The 12723-nt window shown below is 61.9% G+C and carries 10 protein-coding genes; 4 read left to right on the top strand and 6 right to left on the bottom strand.

Annotated elements, in window-relative coordinates; translation table 11 throughout:
- Positions 1–177 precede the first annotated feature (177 nt).
- Positions 178–1074 (top strand): MurR/RpiR family transcriptional regulator, encoded by an 897-nt coding sequence (locus tag BFL40_RS14085; protein ID WP_071484567.1) that lies wholly within the window; start codon positions 178–180, stop codon positions 1072–1074.
- Positions 1075–1112: 38 nt separating this feature from the next.
- Here the strand turns inward: BFL40_RS14085 and BFL40_RS14080 are convergent, their stop codons facing one another.
- The 5 genes from BFL40_RS14080 to pdxR all read right to left on the bottom strand — a co-directional run bounded on the left by BFL40_RS14080 (position 1113) and on the right by pdxR (position 8641).
- Positions 1113–4211, bottom strand: a complete 3099-nt coding sequence (locus BFL40_RS14080) for an efflux RND transporter permease subunit (protein WP_071484566.1) — start codon at positions 4209–4211, stop codon at positions 1113–1115.
- Positions 4208–5425 (bottom strand): efflux RND transporter periplasmic adaptor subunit, encoded by a 1218-nt coding sequence (locus BFL40_RS14075; protein ID WP_083374545.1) that lies wholly within the window; start codon positions 5423–5425, stop codon positions 4208–4210. Before BFL40_RS14075 ends, BFL40_RS14080 begins: the two co-directional genes overlap by 4 nt.
- A complete protein-coding gene (locus tag BFL40_RS14070; protein WP_439896723.1) occupies positions 5418–6632 on the bottom strand; it encodes a TolC family protein in 1215 nt (404 codons plus the stop codon). The genes BFL40_RS14075 and BFL40_RS14070 overlap by 8 nt, the downstream gene beginning before the upstream one ends.
- Before the next feature lie 213 nt (positions 6633–6845).
- Positions 6846–7193, bottom strand: a complete 348-nt coding sequence (locus tag BFL40_RS14065; RefSeq protein ID WP_071484564.1) for a hypothetical protein — start codon at positions 7191–7193, stop codon at positions 6846–6848.
- Between the two features lie 26 nt (positions 7194–7219).
- A complete protein-coding gene (gene pdxR, locus BFL40_RS14060) occupies positions 7220–8641 on the bottom strand; it encodes a MocR-like pyridoxine biosynthesis transcription factor PdxR (RefSeq protein ID WP_071484563.1) in 1422 nt (473 codons plus the stop codon).
- Between the two features lie 93 nt (positions 8642–8734).
- Between pdxR and BFL40_RS14055 the strand changes: the two genes are divergently transcribed.
- From BFL40_RS14055 to BFL40_RS14045, 3 genes are all read left to right on the top strand, one after another.
- Positions 8735–9955, top strand: a complete 1221-nt coding sequence (locus tag BFL40_RS14055; RefSeq protein WP_071484562.1) for a multidrug effflux MFS transporter — start codon at positions 8735–8737, stop codon at positions 9953–9955.
- Positions 9956–10034: 79 nt separating this feature from the next.
- Positions 10035–10718 carry a response regulator transcription factor gene (locus BFL40_RS14050; protein ID WP_003219726.1) on the top strand — a complete coding sequence of 228 codons (684 nt, stop codon included), beginning with the start codon at positions 10035–10037 and terminating at the stop codon, positions 10716–10718.
- Positions 10696–12090, top strand: a complete 1395-nt coding sequence (locus BFL40_RS14045) for a sensor histidine kinase (protein WP_071484561.1) — start codon at positions 10696–10698, stop codon at positions 12088–12090. Before BFL40_RS14050 ends, BFL40_RS14045 begins: the two co-directional genes overlap by 23 nt.
- Before the next feature lie 178 nt (positions 12091–12268).
- Here the strand turns inward: BFL40_RS14045 and BFL40_RS14040 are convergent, their stop codons facing one another.
- Positions 12269–12679, bottom strand: a complete 411-nt coding sequence (locus BFL40_RS14040) for an SRPBCC family protein (RefSeq protein WP_071484560.1) — start codon at positions 12677–12679, stop codon at positions 12269–12271.
- Positions 12680–12723 lie beyond the last annotated feature (44 nt).

Raw genomic sequence — 12723 nt, 5'->3', positions numbered from 1 at the left:
CCATAATTATTTTTAGTGGAATATTTTTTCCAATAAGCCAACATAGAGGCATGCCAGACCCCGTGCATCGTTTCAGCAGGCCACGGGGGCCGTGATGCCGGGGTATTTTTTTGCGCCTACCCTGTAGACTTGCGCCACCCATCAGCGCACCAGAAGAACAAGCCAGAAGGATTGCCCATGCCCGAGACCCCTTCACAAGATGCTCTCGCCAGCCCTCCGATCAATGCCGAGCGCCTGTTGCAGCTGATCACCGACGAATACGAAAGCCTGCCACGCCAGCTCAAGCGCATCGCCAGCTACATGAGCCAGCAGAGCGACCGGATCATGGTCGACCGCATCAGCGACATTGCCCGCGAATGCGAAGTGCACCCGTCGGCCATCGTGCGGTTTTCCCAGCGTTTCGGCTTCAGTGGGTTCAGTGAAATGCAGGCACTGTTTCGCGAGGCTTATACCCACAAGACCACGCCAGTGCAGAACTACCAGCAACGTATCCGCAGCATGATCGCCAACAAGTCACAGAAAGCCAGCGGCGGCGATCTGGCGCGCGAATGCGTCAACGCGACCCTGTCCGGTATCGAGCGCCTGGGGTTGGAACTGGATGACGTAGCGTTTGAAAAAGCGGTGGACCTGGTGGTCAACGCCGACAATATCTACGTGGTCGGCGTGCGCCGCTCCTTTGCGGTGGCCGATTACCTGGTCTACAACCTGCAACACACCAACAAGCGCATCCACCTGATCTCAGGCTTGGGCGGCAGCTACCGCGAGCAGATGCGCAGCGTGCGCGCCAATGACCTGGTCATCGCCATCAGCTTCACGCCCTACGGCAAAGAGACCCAGCACTGCCTGCGCATTGCCCAGCATCACCAGGCCAAGACCTTGATCATCACCGACAGCAACCTGTCACCCCTGGCCAAGCGGGCGAACGCGGTGCTGTTGGTGAATGAAGGGTCGTCGTTTGCCTTTCGTTCGTTGAGCGCCACCTTGTGCCTGTGCCAGGCGTTGTTTATTGCCGTGGCGTATCGGCTTGAGTTGAAGGTCGATGAGATTCACGAGCAGGTCGGCTTCGACGACTGATGTCCCAACGATCGCTCCCACGCTCTGCGTGGGAACGATCAGTTACGGCGCATCAGGTAGTACGCCGCCGGGATCACGAACAGTGACAACAACGGCGCAGTGAGCATCCCGCCGATCATCGGCGCGGCGATGCGGCTCATGACTTCACTGCCGGTGCCGCCGCCCAATAGAATCGGCAATAAACCGGCGATGATGACCGCCACGGTCATCGCCTTGGGCCGTACCCGCAGCACCGCGCCTTCGGTGATAGCGGCAAGCAAGTCACCGTCCTTACGCTCAGCCCAGGCGTTTTTCAGGTAGAGCAGCATGATCACGCCGAACTCGGCCGACACACCCGCCAACGCGATAAACCCTACCCCCGTGGCCACCGACAGGTTGAAACCCAGCCAGTACAACAGCCACACACCGCCCGTCAGGGCAAACGGCAACGTCGCGAGAATCAGCAAGGCCTCATCCACGCGGCGGAAGGTCAGGTACAACAGCACGAAAATGATCAACAACGTTGCCGGCACCACCAGCTTCAAACGTTCATTAGCCCGCTCCAGGAATTCGAACTGCCCCGAATAGCTGAGGCTCATGCCCGGCTGCAAGTGCACCTGCTGATTGATCGCCCCACGCAGGTCCTTCACCACCGACGCCAAGTCACGGTCACGCACGTCGATATACACCCAACCGGAAGGCCGCGCGTTCTCACTCTTGAGCATGGGCGGACCTTCGCTGACCTTGATCTTGGCCAGCGTGCCCAGGGTGATCTGACTGCCCTGCGGCGTGTAGACCGGCAAGTTACGCAGCGCCTCCACCGAGTCGCGCCATTCTTTCGGGTAACGCAGGCTGATCGGGAAGCGTGCCAGGCCTTCCACGGTTTCGCCGATGGTTTCACCGCCAATGGCCCCTGACACGATCGACTGCACATCAGCAATATTCAGCCCGTATTGCGCGGCGGCTGCGCGGTCAATATCCACGTCGATATAGCGCCCACCGGTCAAGCGTTCGGCCAATGCCGAACTGACACCGGGTACCCCCTTGGCGACCTTCTCCACGGCCTGAGTCACCGCGTCGATCTGCATCAGGCTGGTGCCTGCGACCTTCACGCCAATCGGGCTTTTGACCCCGGTGGCGAGCATGTCGATACGGTTGCGAATCGGTGGAATCCAGATATTGGTCAGGCCCGGCACTTGCACCACACGGTCCAACTCTTTCACCAGTTTTTCCGGGGTCATGCCGGGGCGCCATTGATCTCGAGGCTTGAACTCGAGGGTGGTTTCAAACATCTCCAGTGGCGCCGGGTCAGTGGCGGTTTCGGCGCGACCGGCCTTACCGAATACGTGGGCGACTTCCGGTACGCTCTTGATCAGGCGGTCGGTGCGCTGCAGCAGTTCACCCGCCGTTTGCGTCGACAGCCCTGGCAATGCCGAAGGCATGTAGAGCAAGTCACCTTCATCCAGCGGCGGCAGGAACTCACCACCCAACCGCGACATCGGCCACAAGGCGCTGACCACCATCAACAGCGCCACCAGCAAGGTTATACGCGGCCAACGCAGCACCGCATCGAGGGCCGGTTGATAGAGCTTGATCAGCCCACGATTGAGCGGGTTGCGCTGTTCGTCGGGAATCCGCCCGCGAATCCAATAGCCCATCAACACAGGGATCAAGGTCACCGACAACCCGGCCGCTGCCGCCATGGCGTAGGTCTTGGTGTAGGCCAATGGGCCAAACAGACGGCCTTCCTGGGCCTGCAAGGTAAACACCGGGATAAACGACAGGGTGATGATCAGCAGACAGAAAAACAGTGCCGGCCCGACTTCCACTGCCGCGTCGGTCACCACCTTCCAGTGCTCTTCGCCTTTCAATTCCCTGCCGGGATGAGCGTGATGCCAGGCCTCGATTTTCTTGTGGGCGTTTTCGATCATCACCACCGCCCCATCCACCATCGCGCCGATGGCTATCGCGATGCCGCCCAGGGACATGATGTTCGCGTTGATCCCTTGGAAGCGCATGACGATAAAGGCGATCAACACCCCCACCGGCAGCGAGATGATCGCCACCAGGGATGAACGCAGGTGCCACAGGAAGATCCCGCACACCAACGCCACCACCAGGAACTCCTCCAACAGCTTGTGGCTGAGGTTGTCGACGGCGCGGTCGATCAGCTTGCTGCGGTCATAGGTGGTGACGATCTCCACACCGGGCGGCAGGCTGCTTTTCAGTTGCTCCAGCTTGGTTTTGACGGCGGCGATCGCCTCACGCGCATTTTTGCCGCTGCGCAGGATCACCACGCCGCCGACGGCTTCGCCTTCGCCATCCAGCTCGCTGATGCCCCGGCGCAAGTCCGGGCCCAGTTGAATGGTTGCCACATCACCGAGGGTCACCGGCACATTGTTGCTGTCGAGGCGCAATGGAATGGCGCGAAAGTCAGCCAGGCTTTTCAGATAGCCGGAAGCACGCACCATGTACTCAGACTCGCCCATGTTCAGCACCGAGCCCCCGGTTTCCTGGTTGGCCTTGCCGATAGCCTCCGCCACTTGCGCCTGGGTGATGCCACGGCTGGCCAACGCTAGCGGGTCCAGCTGTACTTGATACTGCTTGACCTGACCGCCGATGGTCGCGACTTCCGCCACGTTCGGCAGGGTCTTGAGTTCGAACTTGAGGAACCAGTCCTGCAACGCCCGCAATTGCGCCAGGTCGTGCTGACCGCTACGGTCAACCAGCGCGTATTGGTAGATCCAGCCGACCCCGGTGGCGTCCGGTCCCAGCGACGGCTTGGCCGATGCAGGTAGCCGCGCCTGTAACTGGCTGAGGTATTCCAACACCCGCGAACGCGCCCAATACAGGTCGGTGCCTTCGTCGAACAGTACATACACATAGCTGTCGCCAAAGAACGAAAAGCCACGCACGGTCTTCGCGCCCGGCACCGAAAGCATGGTCGTGGTCATCGGGTAGGTGACCTGGTTCTCGACGATCTGCGGCGCCTGCCCCGGGTACGGCGTGCGGATGATCACCTGCACATCCGAGAGATCCGGCAACGCATCCACCGGCGTGTTCTGCACCGCCCACACGCCCCATGCCGTGACAAACAGCGTGGCGAGCAATACCAGAAAACGATTAGCCACCGACCAGCGAATCAACAGGGCGATCATGGCTGGGCTCCCGGTTGCAGGCTCATCGGCGCTTGGGCAGCCGTGACACCTCGCAGGCTCGCTTCGGAATCAAGCAGGAATTGGCCTGAGGCAACCACCTGCTGGCCTTCCAGCAAACCACTACGGATGACGGTCTGGTCCTGGTTTTCCGCGCCCACTTCAACCTCGACCGGCCGAAAGCGCCCACCCTCCTCGGCCAGCATCACCAGCACACGCTTGCCGGTGCGGATCAACGCCTCGCTGGGCACCTGCAATACCGATTGCCCGTTGCTTTGCGTCAAGAGCACCTGGGCAGTCATACCTGGGCGCAAGCTGCCGTCCGGATTGGGCAACTCGACTCGCACTTGCACGGTGCGACTGTCCATGGCCGTGGCTGGCAAGATCGCGCTGACGCTGCCGTTGACGGCCTTGCCCGGCAAACCGACAAAGCGGCTCTCAACGGTTTGCCCCACGTTCAAACCCGCACCTTGGGCTTCAGGTACTGCTACCTGCAACCACACCGTGTCCAAGCCATTGATGCGCGCCAGGGTCTGCCCCGCCGCCAACGTCATGCCTTCACGCACCTCCAGGGTTTGCAACGCACCGCCCAACGGACTGGTAACGGTCAATACCGCCTGCACCTGGCCGCTACGCTCCATCTGCGCAATCAACCCGGAAGGCATACCGCTCAGGCGCAGGCGTTGGCGCGCAGCGGCGATCAAAGCGCCGTCGCCGCTGTGGCGCAGTGCAAGGAATTCCTCTTGGGCCGCCGCCCACTCGGGTATCAGCAAGTCCGCCAACGGCGCGCCGGCCTTGAGCACATCCCCCGGGGCACGCGCGTAGACCCGCTCGACAAAACCAGCGGCCCGCGCCTGCACCACCGCCACATCCCGGTCATTGAACGCGAGGATGCCCGACAGGCTCAGCGTGGAGGTCATCACGCCACGGGTGACACTCGCCAAGCGCACGCCGATGTTCTGGGTCTGGCGCGGGTCAATCTGCACGGTTGGCGTATCCAAGGAAGCGCCCTCGGCGTAGCGCGGTACCAATTGCATGTCCATGAAAGGCGACTTGCCGGGCTTGTCGAACTTCTGCTGCGGGTACATCGGGTCGTACCAATACAGCGCCTGTTTGTCGTCTTTGGCGGGAGCAGAGGCAGTTGGGTGCAGTTGCGCCAACCCATAGCCCGCACCTAGCCCCAGCAGCAACACCGCTGCCGCAATTCGATTATTCATTGGCGGGTTCCTCATAGGCGAAATACAGCTGGGCGCCGATCAAGGCACGCTGCTCGATGGCATCAATCTGTTTGAAACGGGCTTCGACCAGCTCGCGACGAGCGCTGACCACCGTCATCAAGTCGCCCTTGCCTGAGCGATAACCGGCCAAGCTCAAGGCAACCTTTTCTTCGGCCAGGGGCACCAGGCTGTCCTGGCTGCGCTGCACCGCGCGGTCCAGGCGTTGGTAACCCGCCAGGTCGTCGTCAAGCATCTGGATGTGTTCGCGGGTGGCGGCTTCGCGCTCGGCGTCCAATTGGTCCACCTCAGCCTGCTTGGCAGCAATGCCGGGGTTTTGCCGACGGCCGGGGAAGATCGGCAGATCAAAGCTCAATTGCAGGCTGACCATGTCACCGTACTCGCGGCCCCGATGCTGGTAGTCCACTTCCCAGCTCCAGTCCGAGGTCTTTTGCGCCTTGGCTTCCTGCAAGCGCGCTTGCGCCTCGCGAGTGCGTGGCACGAAGGCTTGCAGCTCAGGGTGCTGATGCAGGTTGTGGCTGTAGCCGTGGCTGTCGATGGTCCAGTTGGGCAACTGCCCACTGGGCGCTTCGTTGGCCGCCGGGCCGATCCAGCGCTTGAGAGCGGCGCGAGCCTGGGCGCGTTGTTGGGTCAACTCATCTTCGCGCCCAGCCAGCTCGGCGGCTTCCTGCTTGGGAATGACCGCATCAGAGGCCTGGCCACGACCACCGGCCAACTGTGCACGCACGCTGTCTTGCAGCAGGCGGTTCTGTTGGTAGAAGCCCTTGAACAAAGCCTCTTTGCGCTCCACCGCATAGGCGCGAATCCACGCCTGGGCGGTGGCCTGGCGTACGTTAAGGCGTTCGATCCGCCCTTGCGCCGCCGTGCGTTCCACCGTCGCATCGGCCAGCTCGACCCGAGCCTTGCGCTTGTCGCGGCTGGGCACTTGTTGCTGGATACCGATCATTTGCTCGGTCATGTCGTCGCCATACAACGTGCCGCGATTCGGCCCGCCGATGGGGAAGTTTTGCAGCCCCACCACCAGTTTCGGGTCGGGCAATTCACCGGCCGGGATCGCTGCCTGCGTCGCCGCGTGCAGCTTGGCCGACTCAGCCGTCAGCGAGGGCGCGTTGTTTTGCGCCAGGCGCAGGGCGTCATCCAGGGTCAACGCAGAGGCTAATGCCGACCACGCCCAAAAGCTCACCACCAAACTTCCCCGTAGCAGCTGCCGAGCACCCGCGAGGCTGCGTCGACGGAGTGCCTGACACACCGCAACGCAGCCTCGCTCGTGCTCGACAGCTGCTACGCAGAGCTCTAAGTCTTTCATGTTGAAGATTCCTGATCTGTTGCGCTGCGCGCCGCTTTACGCGGCCCACAGCAAGGCCATCCCGAACAAGGGATGAGGCTTGAGGTGCAACAGGAATCAGGAACGGGGTGGGCGCCAGACGCCGGACGGCGAGCGGTCGGGGATGAAATCCGAGGAAAGGCTGACGGCCAGAGGATGAGCCGGGGTCAAGGGGGCTTTCAGCACCGGCATCGACAATTGCAGCAGGCCGCCGGTCTTGCATTCCTGGCCTGGCTTACAGGCCTTGCCATGGTCAGCGGAGGCGGCGCCGTCCTGGCAGCAGTCCGGGGACATGTCCGCCATCATCTGCATGTCCGACATTTTCATCGGGCAAGGCTCTGTGCTCGACGGCACACCCGCCATCCCGGTCAGGGGAAGCGTGAGGCTTATCAACATGACCAGGATTAAACGCAGCAGGCGGCTCATGGGGCGCGAGTCTAGCCAAGCGCGGGTTAAGCCGCCATTAACAATTGCGCGAGGGCACGCCCGTGATAGCGGATCTGTGCCAGGGTCAGCGCGGTGTAACCGATGATCACCGCCGGCGGCAAGCTTGCGTCAACGCAGAACGTGCCCAGTGGCTGCAATGTCAGCCCGACTGCGGCGGCGCGGGTGCAAAAATCACCCTCTTCAACACCTGCCGGCAACCACAGCACAAAGTGCAATCCAGCTTGCTGCCCGCTCACGGTGCAGCCATCTGGAAGACAAGCAAGCAAGGCATCGCGCCGCGCTTGGTACGCCTGACGCGAGGCGCGCAGATGGCGCACAAAGGCCCCGCTGCCCAGGAAGTCCACCAGCCCCAACTGATCGGTGGCGCCCACCGAATGCCCGGTGAGTTGCAGGGTACGCAGCAGCGCTGGGCGCAGCATTTTCGGCACCACCATGAAACCCACGCGCAGCCCGGGGAACAGGTTTTTGTTGAAGCTGCCGCAGTAGATCACCCGGTCGCCGGAGTCCAGGGACTTAAGCGCCGCCAGGGGCGCGCTGTTGTAGTTGTACTCGCTGTCGTAATCGTCTTCGACCACCCACGCATCGGCGCGAGCGGCCCAGTCCAACAACGCCAGGCGACGGGAGACCGACAGGGTCATGCCCAGGGGTGCCTGGTGCGCCGGTGTGACGTAGGCCAGGCGCGCAGTGCTGGGGAGTTGGGCGGTGTCGAGGCCTTCGGCCGTGACCGGGATCGACTGGACTTGCGCACCGGCAAGCTTAAACAGGCGGCGCGCCGGTTTATAGCCGGGGTCTTCGATGCAGGCCGTATCGCCAGGTTTGAGCAGCGTGCGGGCGATCAAGTCCAGGGCATGGCGAATACCGGTGGTGACGATCACTTCATCGGCCTCGCATTGCATGCCGCGATGGCTGCGCAGGTAGTCGGCGATCTGTTCGCGCAAGGCAGACAACCCGGCCGGGTGCGCGGCTTCCAACACCCCAGGCCCCACGGATAGAAGGCCACGGGAGATGCAGCGCGCCCAGGCTTTCAGGTCGAACAAGCTCGCATCCGGGCGCCGGGCAACGAAGGGCACATGGCTTTGCACTCCCGTCTCGGGCTGATCGGCTACGGCCTTGCGGCGTAGAGCCTCACTCGACGCCGGGGCCGCAATAAACTGCTCAGGGATCACCGCACACACCCGCGTACCGGACCCCGCCACCCGCTGCACATAGCCTTCACTGTGCAATCGCTCGAAGGCCGCTTCCAGCGTGCCACGGGACACCAACCAGCGTTCGGCCAGGCTGCGGGTAGACGGCAATCGACTGCCTGCCGGCAACTGTCGGTTCAGGATCGCCCCGCGCAACGCCTCGTAGGCGCCCTGTTGCTTGCCTGCGTCCAGCGTATCGGGGCGCGGCAGGTCCAGGGCGGATGCGGCTTTTCCTCGGCTCATAAGTGGTCCAATCATTCCAGGCATAAGTGGCCCTAAGGATTAAACCACAAAGTCGCTAGAGTTCAGGCTCAACAAATTGCCAAGAAGCGTCCCATGACTCAACGCGCCCTCTCCTCCGGTTTCTGGCTGGTACTGCTGACCGTGCTGATCGCCCTGCCACGCCTCACCCTGGACATGCACCTGCCGGCGCTGCCCGCCATGGCCGATTACTTCCACACCCGCGACAGCCAACTGCAACTGACCCTCACGCTGTACACCCTCGGCTCAGCGATTTCCTTGCTGGTCAGTGGCCCTCTGACCGACCGCTTCGGCCGCCGCCCGGTGCTGTTGGCGGGGCTGTTTCTGTACGTGGTGGCGACCGCAGCCTGTGCGATGGCCGACAGCCTCGACGTGCTGATCATCGCCCGCCTGTTCCAGGCCCTGGGCGGATGCTGCACCACGGTGATCGGCCGAGTGATCGTGCGCGATTACTTCGACCGCCATGAACAGGCGCGCTTGCTCGGGCTGATTTCCATGGCCATGGCCGTGTCACCGATGGCCGCGCCAGTGCTGGGCAGCCTGATGCTGCCCTTCATCAACTGGCGCGGCCTGTTTGTCTTGCTTGGCGTGATCGGCGCGATGCTGTACCTGGTGGTGTATCGCCGCCTCCCGGAAACCCGCCCGCCGGAAGTTGCTGCCGCGCCGCCGAGCAATCTGCTGCGCCTCTACGGCCAACTGCTGCGCGACCGCTACTTCCTGCGTTACTCCCTGGCCATTGGCTGCGTGTACAGCACGTACTTTCCGTTTATCAGCGAGTCTTCGGCACTGCTGCAGCGGGGCTTCCACCTCTCTGCCACGGCCTACGCACTGGTATTTGCGGCGACGATCAGCGGCTACATGCTGGGCGCGAACCTGTTTCGGCGGCTGGTGCTGCGTTTCGAACCCGACCGTTTGATCGGCGCCGCGATCGCGCTGAATGTGCTGGGCAGCGTGATGCTTGCGGCCACCACCACGGCGTTACCGCAAGTTTGGCTGGCGATTGTGGTGCCGATGGTGGTAATCATGGTGTCGGTAGGAATGGTGATTCCGGCGTGCCAACTGGCAGTGTTACAGCCTTACGGTGCGATTGCCGGGACGGCGTCGGGGCTGTTCTTTTTTACCCAGATGTTCCTGACCGCCGTGAGCAGTTGGGCCACCGGGCTGCTGTCTGACGGTACTTCTGAACCGTTGGTGATTATGACTTCAGTGGCCAGTGCTTTACTGGTCTCAGGCTGGCTGGCACTGCGCAAAACCAAATGTGCCAGCCATAAAAAAGTGTCGGTTTTGCCAATATGAAGTTTAATTTAGGAAGCGTTCAGGCATTTCTTGGCAAAATGCCCCCACTTCTAGTGTGAATCGCTCACCAGGTAATCCTATGACCCGTATTTTGACCATCGAGGATGACGCCGTAACGGCCCGCGAGATCGTCGCAGAGCTGAGCAGCCATGGACTGGACGTAGATTGGGTGGACAACGGCCGTGAAGGCCTGGTCCGTGCTGTGAGTGGTGATTACGATCTGATCACCCTCGACCGCATGCTGCCGGAACTCGATGGCCTGGCCATCGTCACGACCCTGCGCACCATTGGTGTGTCGACGCCGATTCTGATGATCAGCGCCCTCTCCGATGTCGACGAACGGGTACGTGGCCTGCGGGCCGGTGGTGATGACTACCTCACCAAACCGTTCGCCTCCGACGAAATGGCCGCCCGCGTCGAAGTGCTGCTGCGACGCAAGAGCACCGTCAAGGAATTCGAAACCGCCCTGCGCGTGGCAGACCTGGAACTGAACCTGATCAGCCGCGAAGCGAGCCGCGCCGAACAGCCGCTGAGCCTGCTGCCGACCGAATACAAACTGCTCGAATTCCTGATGCGCAACACCGGGCAGATTCTGTCGCGGATGATGATTTTCGAGGAAGTCTGGGGTTATCACTTCGACCCCGGCACCAACCTGATCGACGTGCACATCGGTCGCCTGCGCAAGAAAATCGACCCACCGGGCCTGACGCCGCTGATCCGCACGGTACGAGGTTCCGGCTATGTCATTGCTGAACCCCTCTAAGGGTTGGCGCTCTTCCAGCAGCCGTTTGCTGGCGCTTTACAGTTCGCTGTTTGTGGCTTGGAGTTGCATCCTCATGGGGGTGCTGTACTACGAGGTGTCGGGGTACCTGGGCGACTTGTCGCGCCACTCCCTGATGCAGCGTCAGCATCTGTTCCAGCGCTTCGACGGTGAGGAACTGGTGGAGGCGCTGACCACCAGCATGACCTTCGACATGAAGGGCGTAGACGCCTACGGCCTGTTCGATGAGCAATTTCGCCCCTTGAGCGGGCCGATCCGCGCCGTGCCGCCCGACCTGCCCCTGGACGGCAAAATCCACGCCCTGGCCAATTGCGTCGACTCCGACGATCCGAAACTGCCCAAGGACAGCTGCGACGCTGTGGCCACCCACACCGACGACGGCCGCTGGCTGGTGCTGGTACGCGCCAACGGCTCGCTGTTCGGCGTGACCCGGATCATCTGGCATGCGCTGCTGTGGGCGCTGTCCCTGACCATCATCCCCGGCGCCGCCGGCTGGCATTTGTTGCGCCGCCGCCCGTTGCGACGGATTCGCGGGATCCAGGCCAGCGCCGAGGCCATCGTCGCCGGCGACCTGACGCACCGCCTGCCGCTGTCCGATCGGCGTGACGAACTGGACATGCTCGCGGCCATCGTCAACGCCATGCTCGACCGCATCGAGAAGCTGATGAACGAGGTCAAGGGCGTGTGCGACAACATCGCCCATGACCTGCGCACGCCGCTGACGCGTTTGCGCGCACAGCTCTATCGCATCAAGCAACAGGCCGAGGAAGATTCTGCCCATGCGGTGAAGCTCGATGATGCGATTGCTGAAACCGACACCCTGATGGCGCGCTTTCGTGGGCTGTTGCGGATTTCGGAACTGGAAGATCACCAGCGTCGCTCAGGCTTCCTGGTGATGGACCCGCTTCCACTGTTGCGCGAGTTGCATGACTTCTACCTGCCCCTGGCGGAAGAAGGCGAATTGCAACTGCGCCTCGAAACCCCGGAGTCACTGCCTTGGATCACCGGCGACCGGGCGCTATTGTTCGAAGCCTTGGCCAACCTGTTGAGCAACTCGATCAAGTTCTCCCCAGCGGGCGGTGAGGTGATTCTGCGGGCAGTGAATGACGCCGGCAGCACGCGCATCGAAGTACACGACTCGGGGCCGGGGATACCGATCGCTGAACGCAACGCGGTGTTCCAGCGATTCTATCGCGTGGATGAAAGCGACCAGCAAGGTGGGTTTGGATTGGGCTTGTCGATTGTGGCGGCGATCATCAACTTGCATGGGTTCAAACTTGAAGTCGGCACCAGCCAGTGTGGGGGGGCGCGGTTGGTGTTGGAGTGTCGGCAGCAGTTGATGCCTGAAGCCTGAGGGGTACGCCGGTCCAAATGTGGGCGTTGGCTTGCCTGCGATAGCCATATCTATGGTTGTCGCTAGGCCGCTGAGTACATATCCGTTATTTGGGTAACGGATATGTACTCAACCCATCTAAAAAAATGACCACCCGAAAGCCAGCACACGGGCAATCCCGCTCCCACATGGGTTCAACTCAGAAATTGGCCCGCAACGCCTCAACCCCACCCTTGTACACACCGGCAAACAGCTCTTCCACCGCCGCATCCGTCACACCCGCCACCGGGGTGAACACACCCGACCAGGTCACCTTCGTCGATGAGTCGGTCAACGCCTCAACCTGCAACGTCGCCAGGTAAGCACTCACCGGAAAAGGTGATTGTTCAATGGTGTAGCTGTACGTGCGCGACACGTTATCAAAGGTCTGCAAACGCTCGACCACCACACCGCCATCGGCAGTTTGCAGGTGACGCACACGGCCGCCATCGCTCGGCTCGCTCTTGACGATCAGCGGCAGCCAGTCCGGCAGGGAGTTGAAACCACCCACCAGTTGCCATACCTGATCGGCCGATACCGGGATTTCAATCACAGCAGATGCTTTGGGCACGGTAAATCTCCAGAAGTCGTAGAAAAACGTCGCCCAGCCTGCCA

The sequence above is a fragment of the Pseudomonas costantinii genome (assembly GCF_001870435.1).
Classification (GTDB): Bacteria; Pseudomonadota; Gammaproteobacteria; order Pseudomonadales; family Pseudomonadaceae; genus Aquipseudomonas; species Aquipseudomonas costantinii.
The sequence above is the reverse complement of the archived record's forward strand: the minus strand, read 5'-3'. Positions and strand labels throughout refer to the sequence as shown.